The organism is Kitasatospora sp. NPDC043950, assembly GCF_056435345.1.
In genome coordinates this window covers 66,903-86,777 of record NZ_JBWKER010000036.1, presented here as the reverse complement: position 1 = coordinate 86,777, position 19,875 = coordinate 66,903, and the positions used below count along the sequence as shown (strand labels likewise).

17 protein-coding genes are annotated in these 19,875 nt (G+C 72.9%); 9 read left to right on the top strand and 8 right to left on the bottom strand.

Going from position 1 to position 19,875, the window contains the following annotated elements; genetic code table 11:
• Positions 1-131: 131 nt before the first annotated feature.
• The 3 genes from gcvH to AC07BF_RS23900 all read right to left on the bottom strand — a co-directional run bounded on the left by gcvH (position 132) and on the right by AC07BF_RS23900 (position 2,691).
• The gene (gene gcvH / locus AC07BF_RS23910; protein WP_363629295.1) at positions 132-527 is read right to left on the bottom strand and encodes a glycine cleavage system protein GcvH; all 396 of its coding nucleotides are present in this window, start codon (positions 525-527) and stop codon (positions 132-134) included.
• Positions 528-643: 116 nt separating this feature from the next.
• Positions 644-1,399: an alpha/beta fold hydrolase gene (locus AC07BF_RS23905; RefSeq protein WP_363579953.1), complete on the bottom strand. Its 756-nt coding sequence runs from the start codon at positions 1,397-1,399 to the stop codon at positions 644-646.
• A 65-nt stretch (positions 1,400-1,464) separates the two neighbouring features.
• Positions 1,465-2,691: an FAD-dependent oxidoreductase gene (locus tag AC07BF_RS23900; RefSeq protein ID WP_363629296.1), complete on the bottom strand. Its 1,227-nt coding sequence runs from the start codon at positions 2,689-2,691 to the stop codon at positions 1,465-1,467.
• 102 nt (positions 2,692-2,793) lie between these two features.
• On the opposite strand from AC07BF_RS23900, the gene AC07BF_RS23895 reads away from it, so the two are divergent.
• Positions 2,794-3,567, top strand: coding sequence for a TetR/AcrR family transcriptional regulator (locus tag AC07BF_RS23895; RefSeq protein WP_363579955.1), 774 nt, complete (start codon positions 2,794-2,796; stop codon positions 3,565-3,567).
• Between the two features lie 113 nt (positions 3,568-3,680).
• Here the strand turns inward: AC07BF_RS23895 and AC07BF_RS23890 are convergent, their stop codons facing one another.
• The 3 genes from AC07BF_RS23890 to AC07BF_RS23880 form a co-directional block, all read right to left on the bottom strand.
• Positions 3,681-5,726 (bottom strand): hypothetical protein, encoded by a 2,046-nt coding sequence (locus tag AC07BF_RS23890; RefSeq protein ID WP_478333888.1) that lies wholly within the window; start codon positions 5,724-5,726, stop codon positions 3,681-3,683.
• 248 nt (positions 5,727-5,974) lie between these two features.
• Positions 5,975-6,685, bottom strand: coding sequence for an MOSC domain-containing protein (locus AC07BF_RS23885; RefSeq protein WP_363579957.1), 711 nt, complete (start codon positions 6,683-6,685; stop codon positions 5,975-5,977).
• Positions 6,686-6,813: 128 nt separating this feature from the next.
• On the bottom strand, positions 6,814-7,557 hold the full coding sequence (locus AC07BF_RS23880; protein ID WP_063348889.1) for a cyclase family protein: 744 nt from the start codon (positions 7,555-7,557) through the stop codon (positions 6,814-6,816).
• Between the two features lie 66 nt (positions 7,558-7,623).
• Between AC07BF_RS23880 and AC07BF_RS23875 the strand changes: the two genes are divergently transcribed.
• The 6 genes from AC07BF_RS23875 (at position 7,624) to AC07BF_RS23850 (ending at position 13,734) form a co-directional block, all read left to right on the top strand.
• Complete coding sequence (locus tag AC07BF_RS23875; RefSeq protein WP_350878478.1) at positions 7,624-8,298, top strand: UbiX family flavin prenyltransferase; 675 nt, start codon at positions 7,624-7,626, stop codon at positions 8,296-8,298.
• 119 nt (positions 8,299-8,417) lie between these two features.
• Entirely contained in the window at positions 8,418-8,876 is a 459-nt protein-coding gene (locus AC07BF_RS23870) for an Lrp/AsnC family transcriptional regulator (RefSeq protein WP_063348891.1), read from the top strand.
• Positions 8,877-8,879: 3 nt separating this feature from the next.
• Entirely contained in the window at positions 8,880-9,887 is a 1,008-nt protein-coding gene (locus AC07BF_RS23865; protein ID WP_478333887.1) for a threonine ammonia-lyase, read from the top strand.
• Positions 9,888-10,008: 121 nt separating this feature from the next.
• Positions 10,009-11,172, top strand: a complete 1,164-nt coding sequence (gene mqnE, locus AC07BF_RS23860; RefSeq protein WP_063348893.1) for an aminofutalosine synthase MqnE — start codon at positions 10,009-10,011, stop codon at positions 11,170-11,172.
• 111 nt (positions 11,173-11,283) lie between these two features.
• Complete coding sequence (locus AC07BF_RS23855) at positions 11,284-12,531, top strand: L,D-transpeptidase family protein (protein ID WP_478333886.1); 1,248 nt, start codon at positions 11,284-11,286, stop codon at positions 12,529-12,531.
• Positions 12,532-12,789: 258 nt separating this feature from the next.
• On the top strand, positions 12,790-13,734 hold the full coding sequence (locus AC07BF_RS23850; protein ID WP_363579960.1) for a beta-ketoacyl-ACP synthase III: 945 nt from the start codon (positions 12,790-12,792) through the stop codon (positions 13,732-13,734).
• A gap of 215 nt (positions 13,735-13,949) precedes the next feature.
• On the opposite strand, the gene AC07BF_RS23845 is transcribed toward AC07BF_RS23850, so the two are convergent.
• A complete protein-coding gene (locus tag AC07BF_RS23845; protein ID WP_030055725.1) occupies positions 13,950-14,597 on the bottom strand; it encodes a TetR family transcriptional regulator in 648 nt (215 codons plus the stop codon).
• A 436-nt stretch (positions 14,598-15,033) separates the two neighbouring features.
• Between AC07BF_RS23845 and AC07BF_RS23840 the strand changes: the two genes are divergently transcribed.
• Positions 15,034-17,445, top strand: coding sequence for an outer membrane protein assembly factor BamB family protein (locus tag AC07BF_RS23840; protein WP_400986112.1), 2,412 nt, complete (start codon positions 15,034-15,036; stop codon positions 17,443-17,445).
• Between the two features lie 48 nt (positions 17,446-17,493).
• Here the strand turns inward: AC07BF_RS23840 and galE are convergent, their stop codons facing one another.
• Positions 17,494-18,480 carry a UDP-glucose 4-epimerase GalE gene (galE, locus tag AC07BF_RS23835; protein WP_350876964.1) on the bottom strand — a complete coding sequence of 329 codons (987 nt, stop codon included), beginning with the start codon at positions 18,478-18,480 and terminating at the stop codon, positions 17,494-17,496.
• Positions 18,481-18,689: 209 nt separating this feature from the next.
• On the opposite strand from galE, the gene AC07BF_RS23830 reads away from it, so the two are divergent.
• Positions 18,690-19,775 carry a S1C family serine protease gene (locus AC07BF_RS23830; protein WP_400809156.1) on the top strand — a complete coding sequence of 362 codons (1,086 nt, stop codon included), beginning with the start codon at positions 18,690-18,692 and terminating at the stop codon, positions 19,773-19,775.
• Positions 19,776-19,875 lie beyond the last annotated feature (100 nt).

Here is a 19,875-nt window from a genome sequence, read left to right as displayed (position 1 = left end):
GCCGCCCAATCCGCTTGCACCTCCGCTTCCCCCCCCCCCCCCCCTCCCCCTTCCCCCCGGCGCTGGACAGTGCGCCGGCCACAAAAAGGACTGCCCCGCTCCCCCCCCCCCCCCCCCTCGGCCCGGGGCGGCTACTCCGAACGGTCGGAGATGAAGGCCTCGTACTGGGCGGCCGTGAGCAGCTGCTTCAGCTCGTCAGGCCTGGTGGCGGTGAGCTCGACGATCCAGCCGTCGCCGTACGGGTCCGTGTTGATCAGCTCGGGCTCGTCGCTCAGGCTCTCGTTCACCGCGGTGACCGTTCCGGTGAGCGGCATGAAGAGCTCGCTCACCGACTTGACCGACTCCACCGTGCCGAACGCTTCGTCGGATTCGAGCTGCTTTCCCCCGGTGGGGATGTCGACGAAGACGATGTCACCGAGCTGCTTCTGCGCGAAATCGGTGATGCCCACCTGGGCCTTGTCCTTGCCGGTGGTCCGCACCCACTCGTGGTCCTTGGTGTACTTGAGGTCTTTCGGGACGTTGGCCATGGAGATCTCCGCGAGGTCGAGGTGACTGCACTGACGGATCGTCAGTCATGCGGAGGAGCCTGCTACAGGTCCCCGCCCCTCACCGCGAAGCGCACCCGGTCGGGTGAAGGCGGGTGTCAGTTGTGCAGGAAGGACTCCAGTGAGGTGGCCAGCGCCACCGGCGTCTCGTACATCGGGTAGTGGCCGCTGCCGCCGAGCTCCTCCAGTTCGGCGTTGGGGTAGTGGGCGAGCCAGGTGCCGCGCATCACGTCGGCGGTCAGGGCGAGGTCGTGTGCGCCCACGATCACCTTGACGGGGACGGGGTTTCCGCTGATGCGGCGTTCCAGGTCGGCCGTCGCCCAGTCCCGCACGTACCCGCCGAAGGCCTCGGGCGTGGAGAGTCGGAGCGACTGGTCGACCATGCGGTCCAGCCAGACCCGGCCCGCCCGCTGCCCGGTGACCAGGTCGAGGATCGCGTACCGCTTCTCGCGGTCCTCGGCGGCGCCGTAGAACAGCGCCTCGCCGTCCGCGTCCAGCGGGTAGGCCCCGGCGGGGACGGGTGCCAGGCCGACGAGCTTGCGCACCCGCAGCGGCGCCTCGGCCAGCACCTGCTGCGCGGCCTTGCCGCCCATCGAGTGGCCGATCAGCGAGAAGCGGTCCCAGCCGAGTTGGTCGGCCAGGGCGAGCGTGTCGGCGGCGATCTCGGCGAGCGTGTAGGAGCCGGTGACGTCCTTGCGCTCCCCGTAGCCCCGGTAGTCGAGGAACGCGTAGCTGAAGGCCCTGCCGTCGAGGTAGTCGAGGAAGGGCCCCCAGCCCGCGCTGGTGCCGAACCAGTCGTGCAGGACCAGGACGTGGTGGTCGCCGGTGCCGGTCGAGCGGTGAGGGATCGTCATGCCCTCGGTCCTTCCCCGGAAGCCTCCCGCCCGAACGGCCGGTCTCCGGCCCGTACGGCGGCCGGCTACGCCGGGGGTCGTCGGGCGAAGGCCGGGGCGTGTTCGGGGCGGGGGCCGAAGGCGATCAGGCGGGAGATGCCCAGCCGGACCGCCGGGACGTGGCGGACGAGCGCGGCGAATCCCATCGGCGGGCCGGACCGCCGGCCGGTGAGCGCCGGGACGAACATCACGCCGTGCAGAATCCGCTGCAGCCGCTGGATGACCACGGTCGGCATCTGGCGCCGCCGTTGCACCCGGGCGAGTGCGGCGGTGGTCGGGCGGCCGCGCAGCAGCGGTTCGGCGAGCAGGGTGGCGGCCGCGACGGCGTCCTGGATGGCGAGGTTGATGCCCACCCCGCCGGCCGGGGACATCGCGTGGGCGGCGTCGCCGATCAGCAGCAGGCCGTCGGTGTACCAGCGGTCCAGCCGGTTGAGCCGGGCGTCGAGCATGTGGACGTCGTCCATGCCCGCCAACTGGTCGACGCGGTCGGCGTACTGGGGCAGCAGCCGGGCGATCCGCTCGCGGAAGCGTTCCACGCCCTCGGCGCGCAGCTGCGGGTCGGAGCCCTTGGGCTTGAAGTAGGCGATCTGGAAGTAGCCGTCGCGGGCGATGCTGAGGGCCAGTTCGCCGTTGCCGAAGCCGGCGACGAGGCTGGGCGGCGCGGCCTGTTCCTCCGCGTGCCGGGGCAGGCGGAACCACCAGACGTCGAAGGGCACCGGGTACTCCTCGGCCACCAGACCGGCCGCCTTGCGCAGGGTCGAGTGTCGGCCGTCGGTGCCGACGGTGAGGTCGGCGCGGAGCTCGCCCTGCTCGCCGTCCCGGGTGCGGTAGCGCACGCCGGCCACCCGGCCGTTCTCCTGGATCAGCCCGGTGGCCTCGGTGTTCATCCGCAGGGTGAAGGTGGGTTCCTGCCGGGCTTCCTCGACCAGGAAGTTGAGCAGGTCCCACTGCGGCATCATCGCGATGTAGTTGTACGGCGCGGGCAGTCGGTCGTAGGCGCTCAGCGGGACTTGGCCGACGCCGGGAACCGGCACCACCAGGTTGCCGAGCCGGCTCTGCGGCAGCGCGGCGAACTTCCGGCCGAGGCCGAGTTCGTCCATCAATCGCACGGTGGAGGCGTGGACGGTGTCGCCGCGGAAGTCCCGCAGGAAGTCCCCGTGCTTCTCCAGCACGGTCACCTCGACACCCGCCCGGGCCAGCAGCAGGCCCAACATCATTCCGGCCGGTCCGCCCCCGGAGATCACGACGCTCATGGCTCTCTCCCTTGCTGTGCTCGGTTGATCACCTTCCGTGTGGAACTTGCATTTACAGAGTCTCTGGAACTGTCTCAGGTGTCAAGTAGTATGCTGCTTCACATGAAGGATCTGGTGGCGGCCGCCCTCGCGGCGGCGAAGGACCGGGGCCAGGACGTCGCGGACGTTCCGCTGACGGCGATCGCCGCGACGGCCGGAATCTCCCGCAGTACCCTGCTGCGCAGGCTCGGCGGCTGCCGGGCACCGCTGGACGAGGCGGTCCGGCAGGCGGGCGTCGACCCGGGCGGACGGCCGCCGGTACGGGAGCGCGCGATCGCGGCGGCAGCCGGGCTGGTGGCCGAACGCGGCCTGGGCGGGGTCACCCTGGACGCCGTGGCGGACCGCGCCGAGTGCTCGCTGCCCAGCCTGCACACCGTCTTCGAGGGCCGGGACGGCCTGCTCACCGCCGTCTTCCTCCAGTACGGCCCGCTGCCGGACCTGGAAGCGCTCGCCGCGAACCCGCCGGAGTGCCTGGAGGACACCGTCCGGGCACTCCACCGCGCCTTCGCCGCGGCCTTCGACCGCCGGCCCCGGGTCATGCCGGCGGTCTTCGCCGACCTGTTCGCCCGACCGGACGGCCCCGCCTCCCGGATGATGGCGGCCCACCTGCCGCGACTGTTCGACGGCCTCGGCCGGCTGCTGCTGCCGTACATCGAGGCAGGACGGCTGCGTCCGCTGCCGCTCCCGGTGCTGGTCCAACTGCTGTTCGGCCCGCTGGTCAACCACATCCTGCTGCGGCCGGTCCTCGAACCGGCCCTCGGCGCCGGACTGCCCTCGCTGGAGGAGTCCATCGACCTCTTCGCCGAGACCTACCTGCGGGCGGTCGCCCTGCCGTAGCGGCGCCGGGAGACTGCCTGATCCGTTCCTGGGCCCTGGGACGTGTCCCCCGGAAAGCGCCGAGCCCCGGCTCGCCGGGCGGAGCCGGGGAGCCGGGGCTCGGACGGGGGTGGTCAGGCGCTGCGGCGGCGGCGCGCGACGAAGAGCGCGCCGATGCCGCCGACGAGCAGGGCGGCGGCGCCCGCCGCGGTCCTGATGACGCCGTCCGACCCGGTGTGGGCGAGCTGGCCGCCCGCCAGCTGGGCGGCGGTGCCCGTGGTGCCCGTGGTGCCGGTGGTGTCGGTGGTGTCGGTCTCGTCGGCGGTGCCGGTGGTGTAGGTGGTCCGGATGACGGGGCCGGTGTCGACGCCGGAGGTGTCGGCGGTCGCGGCGGTGAGCTGGATCGCGCTGCCCTGCGGGCCCGCGTCGGCGGCGTGGGCGGTGCCCTCGTTGATGAGGGCGGACGGGTTGACGGCGGTCTGGCCGACCTTGGCCTCGGCGGTGTAGGCGAGGCGGACGTGCTTGGTGATGGTCGCGCCTGCCGCGAGGCCGTCGTCGCTGAGGAGGTAGCGGGCGGGGCCGCCGGACTGGGGGCCCGGGGTGCCGGGCACGGTCTCCCAGGCGCCGTCGGCCTTCTGCATCTCCAGGACGCTGTGCGGGTCGACCCACAGGATGGTGGCGAGCTTGCCGAACCGGGAGGCGCTGGGGTTGTCGACGGTGACGTCGAACTCGACCGGGGCGCCGCCGACGACGGCGGTGGTCGGCGCGTTCCTGAGCTGGACGGCCAGCGACTTCACCGCGACGTCCTTGGTGGCCTCGGCGAGCACGGTGTCCTCGGCCGCCGGGTCGACGACGGCGGAGTAGAGCTTGGTCGGCTGGTTGTAGCCGCCCGCGTCGTTGTTGCCCACGGCGGCGAGCCGCAGCTGGACGGTCCTGGTGGCGCCGGCGGGGACGGTCAGGCCGGTGACCTTGCCGCTGAAGTTGAAGGTCTTGTCGCTCTGCTTGAAGGTCAGCTCGACCGGCTTCCAGGTGCCGTCGGCGTCGCGGTACTCGATGGCGAACGCGTCGTGCACCCGGGCGTGCACGTTGCTCACGTTGAGCTTCAGGGTGAACGGGGCCTCGGCGGTGCCCGGGTTGGTGACGGTCTCGGAGAACTCGACGGGCTCGCCGCCGAACCCGATCGAGGACGGCTCCTGGACGGTCAGCGCCGGCTTGGTGGCGACCAGAGCGGCGGTGACGTCGATCGCGACGAACTGGGGGCCGACGATCGCCTGCATGGCCCCGCTGCCCTGGTCGACCATCGCCCACGGGTGGATGTAGGCCGTGCCGAGCGGGGCGTCGGCGGTGAACGCGAAGCGGACGTGCCGGGTGTCGCTGCTGCCGGCGGCGATGGTCCTGTCGTCGGTGAGGTGGTACGTGACCCGGTCGGAGCCCGGCTGGCTGCTGGGGGTGCCGGTGATGTTCTCCCAGGTGCCGTCGGCCTTCCGCACCTGGAGCGTGCTGTGCTTGTCCGCCTCCACGACCTTGTCGACGGTGGTGTAGCGCGAGGCGCTGGGGTTGGTCACGGTGACGTCGAACTCGACCGGGGCGCCGCCGGCGACGGCGGTGGTCGGCGCGTCCTTGACCTGCACGGTGAGGGCCTTGGCCGCGACCTGGTCGGTGCTCTCGGCGAGGACGGTGGTGCCGGTCGCGTCGAGGACGGCGGAGCTGAGCGTGACGGTCGAGTCCTGGTTGGACCAGTAGGCGGCGAGCTCGGTGGTGAGGCGCAGCTGGACGGTCCTGGTGGCGCCGGCGGCGACGGTCAGGCCGGGGACGGTGTCGGCGACGGGCTTCCAGGTGCCGTCCGCGTCGCGGTAGTCGACCTTGATGGCGTGCGTCGCGATGGGGCCCGCGCCGCTCGTGCCGATCCTCAGGGTGAACGAGGCCTCGGTGGTGCCGGGGTTCGTGATGGTCTCGGTGAACTCGACCGGCTGTCCGCCGCGGCCGACCGTCGCCGGCGCGTTGACCTTCAACGACGGCTTGTCGGCCGTGGCCGGCGCGGCGGGGGCGGTCGCGGCGGCCAGTGCCTGGGAGGCGTACGCGGCGGGGGAGGACAGCACCGCGCCGGTGGCCAGCAGCACGCCGAGGGTGGCGGCGGTGAGGACGGTGGAGCGGGAACGACGGGCGCGGACAGCAGGCAAGGAAATACCCCCCGGGGTGTTCTGCCGTCGGTATTTCAGCCGCCGGCCGGTACATGTGGTGGAAGTCGGACCCGAAGTTCGAGGGCGTCGCCCCCAGCGCCTCTCGCGGTCCGGGTTCGGCGGGCTTCCCCGCCTCTCACTGACATAGACGTGCGGCGGCCGCTGGGGTTGCAGCTGATCCAGAAGTTTTTTCGAAAATCTCTGAGACCGTCCTGACCTGCGGTTCTTCTCCCCAGCTCCCGCCGGTCTCAGTGCAGCGCGAGCTCGTCGCCCACGCTCAGCCGCCCGGGGGCGGCGACCTCGGCGAGGGCGTCGAGCCGGCCGTCGTGGGCGTGCACGATCGCCTTGAGGATCTCGGGGGCGTGCGGCAGCCCCGGCTGCGGGGCGCCGGTCATCGCGCAGCGCTCGCTGGAGCGGACGAAGGCGAGGCGGGCGCCGGTGCCGCCGTGGCCCTCCCGGCCGAACCAGCGGTCCTCGACGAAGGGCGGGGTGCCCGGGGGCGTCCGCAGCAGGATGTTGGGGCGGAACCGGCGCTCGTCGACCACCGTGAAGGGGGCGGCCTCGCGGACCCAGTCCAGGGTGGCGGTGGTGAGCACGCTGACCGGCAGCTGGTCGAAGTGGGAGACGGCGTCCTCGCGGGCGAGTTCGACGTCCTCGCGCTGGAGGTAGGCGCGCAGGAACGCGGCCGGGTCGGCGACCGGGCGGCCGAGCGGGTCGAACAGTTCGGGGCCGTCGATCCGGTGGCCGAGGCGGGCGGAGAGGCGGAGCAGGCCGTCCATCCGGCGGAAGCGGCGGGTGTTCTTGCCCGAGCCGAGCTTGCCGTCCGCGTCGCGGACGGCGTAGAGGCGGTCGCCGGCCAGGCCGCGCTCGTCCACCTCGACGAAGTCGAGCCGTTCGCCGCCGGTGGACTTCACGGGGTAGCGCCAGAGTCGCTCGATCACTCCGATGATCTCTGCCATGGGCGGACAGCGTAGCGGCGGCGCCGGGGGATGGTCTAGACCAAGTCCCGTGCGGCGACTGGCCGGAACGGCCCAGGGCGTGTCTTCAAACCCCCGTCGGCGCGCGGGCGGGGGTTTGAAGACAGGTCCTAGCCCAGCCGTGCCACCGCCCGGACCGGCGCACCGTCCGCCGCCGCCAGCCGCAGCGGGAACAGTGACACCTCGACCGGCCGCCCGGCCTCCTGGGCGTCCAGCAGCGCCCGCAGATCGGTCAGGTTCTCGGCGATCACCCCGCCGCCGGGCGCCCCCAGCAGCACCCGGTGCGCGGCGAGGGTCGGCTCGTCGGCGCCGGGCTGGTCGTGCTCGTCGGTGAGGTCCGCGAGCAGCGCGGCGACCGCCGGGTCGCCCGGGCCCGGGTCGGGGGTGGGGTCGACGCTCAGCGCGTCCACCCCGACGGTCCGCACCCCGGCGGCGACGATCGCCTCGGCGGCGGCCGCGGTCAGGCTGGGGTGCGCGAGGTAGGCGTCGGTGCCCCAGTGCCGGGCCCAGCCGGTGGCGAGCAGCAGGACGGACCCCTCGCCGACGCGCGCCAGGGCGGGCGCGAGCAGCTCGGGGGTGACGGCGGCCCGGGGCTCCAGCCCGCGCAGGTCGGCGAGCACCGCGGGGCCGGTGAACCGCTCCAGCGGCAGCCCGTCCAGGGTCGGCCAGGTGACGTCCACGTGGTACGGCGCGTCCACGTGCGTCCCGGACTGCGAGCCGAGGTGCAGGGCCAGCACGTTCACCCCGGCGGTGGCGGTGGTGAGAGCGGGCTCCAACAGGACGGCCGGATCGCCGGGGTAGACCGGCATCGCGGTGGTCACCTGATGGGTGAGGTCGACGAGGGTCGCTGCCATGCCCCCATCCTTCCAGGGGAGCCCGCGGATGAGGCCCGACCGGGTGAGTCCGGATAGAAATGGGACATGGGAACAGTCAAGCGTCAGCCGTGGGTGGTCGGGGTCTCTGGTGCGTCGGGGACGCCGTACGCCGCCTCGGTGATCCGGGCGCTGCTCGCCGCCGGGGAGCCGGTGGACCTGATCGTCAGCCGAGCCGCCCGGCTCACCATCCTCGACGAGACCGGCATCTCCTTCCGGGACGCCCACTGGCGCGCCGACCTGGCCGCCTGGCTGGGCTCCGACGAGGGCCTGGACGACGTCCGCTACTGGCCCGCCGGGGACTTCGCGGCCGGCCCGTCCAGCGGCTCGTACCCGGCCAAGGGCATGCTGGTGGTGCCCGCGACCACCGGCGCGGTGGCCGGGATCGCGCTCGGCCTGAGCAAGGACCTGCTGCAGCGGGTGGCCAGCGTCACCCTCAAGGAGCGCCGCCCGCTGGTCGTGTGCGTGCGCGAGACGCCACTCAACGGGGTGACGTTGAAGCACCTGGTGGAGCTCGACGCGCAGGGCGCCGTCGTCCTCCCCGCCTCGCCCGGTTTCTACGCCGGCGGCTCGACCGTGCGGGAACTCGTCGACTTCGTGGCCGGCCGGGTGCTGGACGCGGTCGGCGTCCCGCATTCCCTGTACCTGCGCTGGGAAGGGGAGTTGGGGGCGGCGGCCCGCCGGGCCGACGAGAACGGCAGCGTGTCGACTGAGGGGGAGTGAGGAGGCCGGGGGCGGGAGAGTATCTTCTCTGCGATATCCGGGTTGTTCCGCGCATGGCGCCTTGGAATCCGGATAATGATCTGTGGGTCTGGTGAGGTTCGGAAGGACGCGGACGGTATATGGACACGGTGGACAGACAGCTCATCCAGGCGCTCCGGGAGAACGGCCGCGCGTCCTACGCCGAGCTGGGCCGGCTGGTCGGACTCTCCGGCCCGAGCGTCACGGACCGGATCAACCGACTGGAGCAGGCCGGCGTCATCACCGGCTACCGCGCGACGGTCAATCCGGCCTCGCTCGGCTTCGGCGTCACGGCCCTGATCGGCCTTCAGCTGACCGACGCCGCCGATCACGAGGACGTCGCGCACCGGCTCAAGGACCTCAACGAGGTCGAGGACTGCTGGTTCATCGCGGGTGACGACTCCTACATGCTCAAGGTCCGGGTGGCCGACGTGGCGGGCCTGGAGTCGGTGGTCAAGCGGATCTCGGGCACGAAAGGCGTGGCCCGCACCCGCACCACCGTCGTACTCTCCACGAAGTGGGAGAACCGGGTGAGCGAACTCCCTCCCGAAGGAGAGTGACGGATGGCACTGGTCGGTCTGGAGGAACTGCGCGCCGCTCGGCAGCGGATCGCGGGGGTGGCCGTGCGCACCCCGCTGGTTCCCGCCCCGTGGGCGGACGAGGGGGAGCACCGGCTCTGGCTGAAGCCCGAGAACCTCCAGCCGACCGGGGCCTTCAAGACCCGCGGCGCCTACAACCGGCTGGCCGCGCTCACCGAGGCCGAGCGGGCCCGCGGCGTGGTCGCCCAGTCGAGCGGCAACCACGCGCAGGCGGTGGCGTACGCGGCGGCGCTGCTCGGCATCAAGGCCGTGATCGTGATGCCGGACACCTCGCCGGCGGTGAAGGTGGAGTCCACCCGGGGGTTCGGCGCCGAGGTGGTCCTGGTGTCGCCGGAGGAGCGGGACACCCTGCCCGCCGAGCTGGCCGAGCGGCATGGCTACGTCTGGGTGCCGCCGTACGACGACCCGTTCATCATCGCGGGCCAGGGCACGGTCGGCCTGGAGATCGCCGAGGACGCCCCGGCCGGGCTGGACACCGTCCTGGTGCCGGTCAGCGGCGGCGGCCTGATCTCCGGGACGGCGGCCGCGCTCAAGCTCACCCGCCCGGGCATCCGGGTGATCGGTGTGGAACCGGAGCTGGCCGCCGACGCCCAGGCCAGCTTCCGGGCCGGCCGCCGGCTGGCCTGGCCGGTCGCCGACACCTACCGGACCATCGCGGACGGCCTGCGCACCCCGTCGGTCGGCGAGCTGCCCTTCGAGCACCTGACCGCGTACGTGGACGACATCGTCACCGTCACCGAGGACGAGATCCGCGCCACCGTCGCCCTGCTGGCCCGTCGCGGCCGGCTGGTCGCCGAGCCCTCCGGCGCGGTGGCCCCGGCGGCCTACTTCCACCGCGCCGCCGAGACCGGGGGCCGGGCGGTCGCGGCCGTGGTCAGTGGTGGCAACATCGACCCTGCGCTGCTCGCTGAGCTGCTGTCGGACCGTCCCGAGCCGAAGGGCGCGCCAGTGCCGAAAGCGACGAGCGACTAGCGCCGGAGGAGTGCCGGAGCGAGGAGCGTCGGCACCGGGTCGGAGCGGCCCGGAGGCGAGCGGACGAGTGACGTAGTCTCGGTCCGGCAAGGAATCGAAGTCGGAGGAGGCGGGGCACCGCATGGACGCAGGGCTGAAGCGCGAGCTGGAGGCGAAGGTCTACGCGGGTGAGCGGCTGACCCGCGAGGACGGGATCGCGCTCTACGAGAGCGACGACCTGGCCTGGCTGGGCGGTCTGGCCCACCACGTGCGGACGCGGAAGAACGGCGACGTCGTCCACTTCAACGTCAACCGCCACCTCAACATGACCAACGTGTGCAGCGCGTCCTGCGCGTACTGCTCGTTCCAGCGCAAGCCGGGCGAGAAGGACGCCTACACGATGCGCATCGAGGAGGCCGTCCGGCTCGCCAAGGCGATGGAGGTCGACTCCCTCACCGAGCTGCACATCGTCAACGGCCTGCACCCGACCCTGCCCTGGCGCTACTACCCGCGCTCGCTGCGGGAGCTCAAGGCGGCCCTGCCGAACGTCTCGCTGAAGGCCTTCACCGCCACCGAGATCCACTGGTTCGAGAAGATCAGCGGCCTGCCCGCCGACGAGATCCTGGACGAGCTGATCGACGCCGGCCTGGAGTCGCTGACCGGCGGCGGCGCGGAGATCTTCGACTGGGAGGTCCGCCAGCACATCGTCGACCACGACACCCACTGGGAGGACTGGTCGCGGATCCACCGCCTCGCCCACAGCAAGGGCCTCAAGACGCCGGCCACCATGCTGTACGGCCACATCGAGGAGCCCCGCCACCGGGTGGACCACGTGCTGCGGCTGCGCGAGCTGCAGGACGAGACCGGCGGCTTCCAGGTCTTCATCCCGCTGCGCTACCAGCACGACTTCCACGACTCCAAGGACGGCGTCGTGCGCAACAAGCTGATGGCCCGCACCGAGATGGCCACCGGCGCCGAGGCGCTGAAGACCTTCGCGGTCTCCCGGCTGCTCTTCGACAACGTCCCGCACGTCAAGGTCTTCTGGGTGATGCACGGCGTCACCACCGCCCAGCTGGCGCTCAGCCACGGCGCGGACGACATGGACGGCTCGGTGGTCGAGTACAAGATCACCCACGACGCGGACAACTTCGGTACCCCGAACAAGCTGGGCCGCGACGACCTGCTCGACCTGATCCGCGACGCCGGTTTCCGCCCGGTCGAGCGCAACACCCGCTACGAGATCATCCGCGAGTACGAGGGCCCGGACCTGGGGCGCCGTGAGGCTCCGCAGGCGATGCGCCTCTGACCGTCGACCTCCCCGCCGCCCGGGCCCCGGCCCGGGCGGCGGCGTTTCTTCACCGCCCCCGCACCTGCCCCGGGTTTACCAACCGGTACACCGTTTGGCAGGATCGGCGGTATGTCCGGTTCTCATCGCGCCACCACGTACCCGTCGTACGAGCCGATACCGGAGCCGGTGTACGGGGTGCCGCAGCAGCCGTACGGGGCGGGTGAGCCGTACCAGCAGCCCGTCCGGCAGGACCACTACGGCGAGTACGGGCAGCTCCCGCAGGCCCCTGACGGGTACTTCGAGGCGTACGAGCAGCCGTTCCAGCCGTCCCAGCCGTACGCCGCCGGGCCCGACCCGCTCGTCGCCCCCGAGCCGGTGTACGCCCCCGGGCCGGTGTACGACGTCGAACCGGTGTACGCCCCCGGGCCGGTGTACGACGCCGAACCGGTGTACGCGTTCGAGCCGGAGCCCGTCCGGCAGCCCACGCCCCCGCCCGTGGCGGCGTCCGTGGGCGCCCGGGCGGCCGCCCGGGGTCACCGCCGGAAGGCGAAGAAGAAGCGCCACGGCAAGGCGGTGATGGCCGGCACCGCGCTGCTGGTCGCGGCCACCGCCGGCTGGTACACCGTCGGCCAGGACGACGCCAAGCCCGTCGCCGCGACCGCCGACGGCCCCGGCCCGGAGGGCGTCAGCACGCCCGACCAGCCGGCTCCCGCCGCCCGGGCCGCCGCCGACCGGCAGACCCAGCCCCCGGCCGCCGACCGCAGCCAGGTCCGTTCGGACGGCTCGGTCGCCGCGATACCCGGCCTCGGCGCCGACTTCGTCGCGAAGATCCCCGCCGAGACCACCCAGGTGGTGCTCGCCTCCGGCCAGGACAAGAACGGCAACAAGAACGCCGTCACCCTGTGGACCCGCACCCCCGAGGGCCGCTGGCTGGCCGGCGAGACCTGGCAGGGCCACAACGGCAACAACGGCTGGACCGCCGACCACAACGAGGGCGACCTGCGCAGCCCGATCGGCGTCTTCGCGCTCACCGACGCGGGCGGCCGCAAGGCCGACCCGGGCAGCAAGCTCCCGTACGACAAGGACCCGAGCTTCGTGGTCTCCGGGACGGGCTTCTTCGGCGACCAGCTGGCCGGCTCCTTCGACTACGTGGTCGCGATCAACTACAACCGGGTGCCCGGAAACTCCCCGCTGGACCCGCGCCGCCCGATGGGGGCGAAGAAGGGCGGCGGGATCTGGATCCACGTCGACCACGACGGCCCCACCCACGGCTGCGTCTCGATCCCCGAGGACAAGATGGCCGAGCTGATCCGCACCCTGGACCCGGTGGCCCACCCGGTCATCGTGATGGGCGACGCCACCTCGCTCTCCGTCTGACCCCGGCGTTCCGGCCCCGGCCCCGGCCCGGCCCCGGCCCGACACCGGCGTTCCGGCGGTGTCCGCGCGGCGTTCCGGGCGGTGCGGGGCCCGTCACCGGCGGCGGTGCCCGCCCCCTCGTCCGCCTCGGCGTCGACCCCGGCGCGTCCGGAGGCCAGTCGCCGCAACGCCCCTTGTGGGGCTCCTACAGATCGCGGGGGCGGATCCTGTAGCCGGGCGCGCCCCGCTGACCAGTGGGTAACCCGGTTCCATGGCACTATGAGCGGTTCGCGCATTGTGGCACTCGGCCACTACCAGCCCCCCAAGGTCCTCTCCAACGACGACCTGGAGGCGCTCGTCGACACCAACGACGAGTGGATCCGTAGCCGGGTGGGTGTCAGAACCCGGCACATCGCCGAGGGCGAGACCCTGGTCGACCTCGCCACCGAGGCCGCGCAGAAGGCGCTCGCCAAGAGCGGCCGGACGGCCGACGAGATCGACCTGATCGTGGTCGCCACCTGCACCGCGGTCGAGCGCAGCCCCAACACCGCCGCCGCCGTAGCCGCCCGGCTCGGCGTCCGGGCGCCCGCCGCGTACGACATCAACACGGTCTGCTCCGGCTTCTCGTACGCCCTGGCCACCGCCGACCACGCGATCCGGGCCGGCGCGGCCCGCCGCGCGCTGGTGATCGGCGCCGAGCGGATGTCCGACACGCTGGACTGGACCGACCGCACCACCTGCGTGATCTTCGGCGACGGCGCCGGCGCCGCGGTGGTCGAGGCCCAGGAGGACGGTGCCGAGCCCGGCATCGGCCCGGTGGTCTGGGGCTCCGAGCCGGAGAAGGGCGACGCCGTGGTGATCACCGGCTGGGACCCGGTGATCAGCCAGCAGGGCCAGTCGGTGTTCCGCTGGGCCACCACCCAGCTCGCCCCGCTGGCGCGCCGGGCCTGCGAGCAGGCCGGGATCGACCCGTCGGAGCTGAAGGGCTTCGTGCCGCACCAGGCCAACCTGCGGATCATCGACTCGATCGCCGCCAAGCTGGGCCTCACCGACGCGGTGGTGGCCCGGGACGTGGTCGACTCCGGCAACACCTCGGCCGCCTCGATCCCGCTGGCCTTCTCCAAGCTGGTCGAACGCGGCGAGCTGTCCCCGGGCGACCCGGTCCTGCTCTTCGGCTTCGGCGGCGGGCTCGCCTACGCCGGCCAGGTGGTCCGCTGCCCCTGACGGCGCGGAGCCGGGCGTCCGAGGGCCCCTGAGGGGCCGCAACGCGAACATGCCGGTGGGCGGGCACCCTGTGTGAGGGGTGCCCGCCCACCGGCATGTCTGGCGCGCGTGCGGTACGTCGGCGGACCTCCCCCGAGGACACGGCCGCCGTCCGTCGTACCCCGGACAGGAGGCCGGGGCTGCGCGCGGAGCGGATGGTCGGTTGAGCGGATGGTCTACTTGGGCGGCTTCTTGCCGGTGACGCCCAGGTACACCAGGGGAGCGAGGTTGGGCTTGAGGTCCTTGACCTTGACGCCCCAGGAGGTGAAGGCCTTCTGGTGCTCGGCCGCCGAGGCGAGCAGCGAGACCAGGGCCCCGGCGACGGCGTTCGGGTCGAGCGACTTGTCGGCCTGGCCCTTCGCCTGGAGTTCCTTGACGGCCTCCGCGAGCGGCTTGGCGACCGCGTTGAGGACCGTCATGCGGATCTTGAAGAACCGCTTGTCCCCTTCGGCGGCACCGAGCGTGACCACTCGGAGAATGGCGTCGTTCTTGCGCCAGAAGGCGAGGAATCCGTCGACCAGTTCTTCCGAAGTGGTCGGACCGGACTTCCCTGCCCAGGACTTTCCGGCCACCAGCTCTTTGAGGGTGTCGGCGTCCTTGGCCATTTCCTCGGCGATTTCGAGGACAGCGCCCTCGACATCCGGGAAGTACTGGTAGAAGGTCGCGGGGGAGGTACCCGCCATACGGGCGACGTCGATGACCTTGACGTCCCGGTACGGCGACGTGCTGAGCATCTCGCGGAGGCAGTCGAGCAGCTTCTGCCGCGTTTCCTGTCCGCGTCGCCCGGCGACGCGACCGTCGACGGTGCGAACTTGTCCTGTCATGCCGTCAGCTTACCGTGGCACGATCTTGGCGCGATTCGGTGATGCGACTATTACTCCGCACGGGGGGTTGCTATAGGGGCATGAACCACTTCGGACGGATATTCACCGCGCTCCGCAGGTGTCGTTGAAGCCCCCCCGTGTGCCTTTGACCCCACAGCGTGACGGCGAGTCCGCTGAGGGGTGGTCGAGTGACAGAGCGTGACGATCGGCGGCGTCGGAAGATCGGCGCCGAAGTGGAGGGTCCGGGCGTCCGGGTGCAAACCGCGGCCGGAACGGGCGTCAGAATCCGGCCGTTCCGTCATCACCGGCCGGACGGCGGCACTCCCGGGGCCGCCGTCGGCTCTGGGCGGGGGAGGTTGGAGATGGGCCGGGCGGCATTGGAGAATCGGGTCCGGCACCACGCGGCGGGTGCGGAAAACGGGGAGGTGGCAGCGGAGTGGACCAGCTGACGGCGCACGATCCGAGGCGGATCGGGCCCTTCGAGGTGCTGGGGCGGCTCGGCGCGGGTGGGATGGGGCTGGTCTACCTGGCGCGCTCCGCCTCCGGCCGGCGGGTGGCCATCAAGACCGTCCGGGCGGAACTGGCCGAGGACGAGCTGTTCCGCGTCCGCTTCGCCCGCGAGATCGAGGCGGCCAAGACGGTCGGCGGTTTCTACACCGCGGCCGTGGTGGACGCCGACGCGGACGCCCGGGTGCCCTGGCTGGCCACCGCGTACATCCCGGCCCCCTCCCTGGAGGACCTGGTCGAGGAGTGCGGTCCGCTGCCGGTGGACGCCACCCGCTGGCTGATCGCGGGCATCGCCGAGGCGCTGCAGTCCATCCACGCGGCCGGGCTGATCCACCGGGACCTCAAGCCCTCCAACGTGCTGGTGGTCGAGGACGGCCCGAAGGTGATCGACTTCGGCATCGCCTCCGGCGTCTCCAGCACCCGGCTCACCATGACCAACGTCGCGGTCGGCACCCCCGCCTACATGTCCCCCGAGCAGGCCAAGGACAGCCGTAACGTCCGGGGCGCCAGCGACGTCTTCTCGCTCGGCTCGCTGATGGTGTTCTGCGCGACCGGGCACCCGCCCTTCGGCGGCTCCAACCCGGTCGAGACGGTGTTCCAGCTGCTGCGCGAGGAGCCGGACCTGTCCGGGATGCCGCGCGAGCTGATGGACCTGGTCCGCGCCTGCATGCGGCCCTCGCCCGAGCACCGGCCCAGCCCGGCGCAGATCCAGGCCGAACTGGCCCCGCACCTGTTCTCCCGGGACGACGCCGCCGGCGAGGTCGGCGACTGGCTCCCCGTGAACGCGCTGGAGCTGATCGAGCGCAAGCGTGGCCGCCGCCCGAGCGTGCCGCCCCGGGCCGTCCAGCTGCCGGCCGGCGCGCCGCCGCCCCCGGCCGGGCCGCCGCAGGCCGGCCCGCTCCAGCCCCACCAGCCGCCGCAGCCGCACCAGCCGGTCCCGGTGCAGCGCCCCGGCCTGGACGACCCGCGCACCCGCCCGGGCGGGGGGCACGCGCCGCCGCCGTCCGGGCCGGTGCACACGGGGCCGCGGCGGGGCCCGGTGTCCGACGGCGAGATCCCGACCGCGAAGATCGCCTCCCCCAACAAGCACCGTGCGCCGGGCGGCGGCGGGGCCGTCGAGGTGCGGCTGTCCGGAGCCTCGGTGCGGATAGGCCCCGGGCCGCGGGCCGAGCACGAGCAGACCGGCCCGGGCACCGCCCCGGCCGAGACCGACTGGGTCCGCCGGGTCACCCCGCCGCCGGTGCCGGCCGCCCGCTGGCGCCCCTGGCGGTTCCGGATGTCCAACGACGTCTGGGGCACCCCCGTGGTCGCCGACGGCACGCTCTTCGTCTCCAGCTTCGAGGTGCACGCGCTGGACATCGCCTCCGGCGAGCGGCGCTACAAGACCCGGGACGTCGCCTGGGCGCTCGCGGTGGACGCCGGCCGGGTGCACGCGGCCGACGGCCCGCACCTGTACACCGTGGACGTCGCGGACGGCACCGAGCGCTGGCGCACCTCACTGGACGGCTGGGTCTACTCGCTCTCCGCCGCCGACGGGGTGCTGTGCTGCGGCGTCCGCGGCGGCGGCGTCCAGCTGCGCTCGGCCGCCAGCGGCGCCGAGCTGTGGCGGGCCGACGACGCCCAGCAGGACTACGAGAACCCGCAGTCCGGACCGGTCCTGGTGGCCGGCGCGGCCTACTACTACGGGGCCGGGCGGCTGCGCTGCATCGACCCGCACGGCGCCGGCCTGCGCTGGTCCTTCCCGGTCGGCGAGGACGTGCCCTCGCACCCGGTCGAGCGCGGCGGCGTGCTGTACGTGACGGCCGGCTCCAGGGTGTACGCGCTGGACGCGGCCAGCGGGGCCGAGCGCTGGCGCTTCGAGGCCCCGGTGGTGCTGTTCACCCCGCCCGCGCTGGACGCCGACGCGGTCTACGTGGCCGACTACCTCGGGACGGTGTACGCGTTGGACGCGGCCACCGGCCGGGACCGCTGGCGCGGGGTCACCGGCAACCGCCAGGGCGCCGAGCCGGTGGTGGTCGGGGACGGCATGGTGCTGGTCGGCAGCGGTGGGGTGCTGTACGCCTTCGAGGCGGCGAGCGGCCGGGAGCGCTGGCGCTACACGGCGCGCGGCGAGATCGTCGGCTCCCCGGCGGTGGCCGACGGCCTGGTGCACCTGGGCAGCCGGGACCACTCGCTGCACACCCTGGACCTGGCGAGCGGTCAGCTGCGCTGGGAGCTCGGCACCAAGGGCGAGCTGACCGGCTCGCCGGTCGCGGTCGGCGGCCGGGTCTTCGTCGGCTCCAAGGACCGCTGCGTGTACGCGCTGGACGCCTTCTACGGCACGGCCGTCCCGGCGCGCTGAACCGGCGCGGCGGCGGGGCGGGCGCCCCGCCGCCGTCGACGCGTCCGGTCAGGCCTTGCGGGCCCCGGGGTGGCGGCTGCACCAGCCGTCCCACGCGGAGGCCACCATCTCCGCCACGTCGTGGCGGGCGCCCCAGCCCAGCTCGCGGCGGATCAGGTCGGCCGAGGCCACCACCCGCGCGGGGTCGCCGGCGCGGCGCGGGGTCACCTCGGGGGTGGTGTCGTAACCGGTGACCTTGCCGATCACCTCCAGCATCTCCTTGACGCTGACGCCCTCGCCGCGGCCGATGTTGAGCACCAGCGAGGTCTCGCCGGCCGGGTCGGCGGCCAGCCGCTTGGCGGCGGCGACGTGGGCCGAGGCGATGTCGGAGACGTGGATGAAGTCGCGGACGCAGCTGCCGTCCTGGGTCGGGTAGTCGTCGCCGAAGACCCGCGGGGCCTCGCCGGCGGTGAGCCGCTCGAAGACCATCGGGATCAGGTTGAAGACCCCGGTGTCGGACAGCTCGGGGGAGGCCGCGCCGGCCACGTTGAAGTAGCGCAGCGCCACGGTGGAGATGCCGTGGGCCTTCCCGGCCGCGGCGACCAGCCACTCGCCGGCCAGCTTGGTCTCGCCGTACGGGCTCATCGGGGCGCACGGGGTCGACTCGGTGACCAGGTCGACGTCCGGCATGCCGTAGACGGCGGCGGAGGAGGAGAAGAGGAAGCGCTTGACCCCGCCCTCGGCGGCGGCCTCCAGGACGGTCTGCAGGCCGATCATGTTCTCCCGGTAGTAGAAGAACGGCTGCTCGACGGACTCGCCGACCTGCTTCTTGGCGGCGAAGTGCAGGATGCCCTCGATCGCGTGCTCGCGGATGGCGGCGTCCAGGACGGCCCGGTCCAGGGTGGAGCCCTCGACCAGGGCGACGCCCTCCGGCAGGCGGGAGGCGTCGCCGGTGCTGAGGTCGTCCAGGACGGCGACGCGCTCACCGGCGTCGAGCAGCTGGCGGACGACGTGCCCGCCGATGTATCCGGCACCGCCGGTGATCAACCAAGTCATGGGCCGATTCTAGGGTGTTCGGGTTCCCGTGGTGAGTGCCGGGCGAGTCGAACCGTCAAATCGGACAAATCGGTGAAATGCTGACAAAGATTTCCGTGCTCCCAGCGTGGTGACGAATCGGAGGCAGCCAGGTGAGCCGAAAGAAGGAACACGCCCGCCCCCTGCCGGCCGGGCCCCGGCCGACCGGACCCAGGACGGTCCACGGCCGGCTGCTCGTACCCGGCGCGGTGGCCGTACTGACCGCGCTGGCGCTGGCCGGGTGCAGCAGCGGCTCCTCCACGTCCGCCTCGTCGGCCGCGGGCTCCCCGTCGGGCTCCGGCTCGGCCAGGCCGGCCTCGTCGGCCCCCGCGCGGTCGGCCGACGGGAACCAGTTGCAGGACGACTACCAGCGGGTCATCGCCGACGTGCTGCCCTCGGTGGTGCAGATCACCACCGGCGACAGCCTCGGCTCCGGGATCGTCTACGACGACAAGGGCGACATCGTCACCAACGCCCACGTGGTGGGCACCGCGACCACCTTCACCGTCACCCTCGCCAACAGCACCAAGTCGCTGGACGCCACCCTGGTCGGCAGCTACCCCGACACCGACCTCGCGGTGATCAAGCTGAGCAGCCCGCCGAGCGGCCTCAAGCCGGCCGCCTTCGGCGACTCCGGCAAGGTCCAGCTCGGCCAGATCACCCTGGCCATGGGCAGCCCGCTCGGCCTCTCCAGCAGCGTCACCCAGGGCATCGTCTCGGCCACCGGACGGACCGTCTCCGAGCCCAGGGGCGGCGGCTCGCCCGGCGCCACCATCGGCAACATGGTGCAGACCTCGGCCGCGATCAACCCGGGCAACAGCGGCGGCGCGCTGGTCAACCTGGACAGCCAGGTGATCGGCATCAACACGCTCGCGGCGACGGAGCCCGAGGCCAACGGCGCGGCCGCGCCCGGCATCGGCTTCGCCATCCCGGCGTCCACCATCACCAACATCACCGACCAGCTGATCAAGCAGGGCAAGGTCACCAACTCCGGCCGGGCCGCGCTCGGCATCACCGCCCGGACCAGCTTCAACCAGCAGTTCAAGCCTGCCGGCGCCGTCATCGTGGCGGTCACCGCGGGCGGCCCGGCCGCCTCGGCGGGGATGCAGGCCGGCGACGTGATCACCAAGATCGGGGACGCCGCGGTCGACTCGCTGAACGCGCTCACCACCGCGCTCGCCTCGCTCACCCCGGGCGACAAGGCCACCGTCGCCTACACCAGGGACGGCAGCAGCCAGACCGCCGACGTCACCCTCGGCACCCTGGAGACCCCCTAGGCCCGTCGTACCGGACCGGGGGGGGGGGGGGGGGGGGGGGGGGGGGGGGGGGGGGGGGGGGGGGGGGGGGGGTGTAGCATCGAGGCGCTTGGCGCGGGTT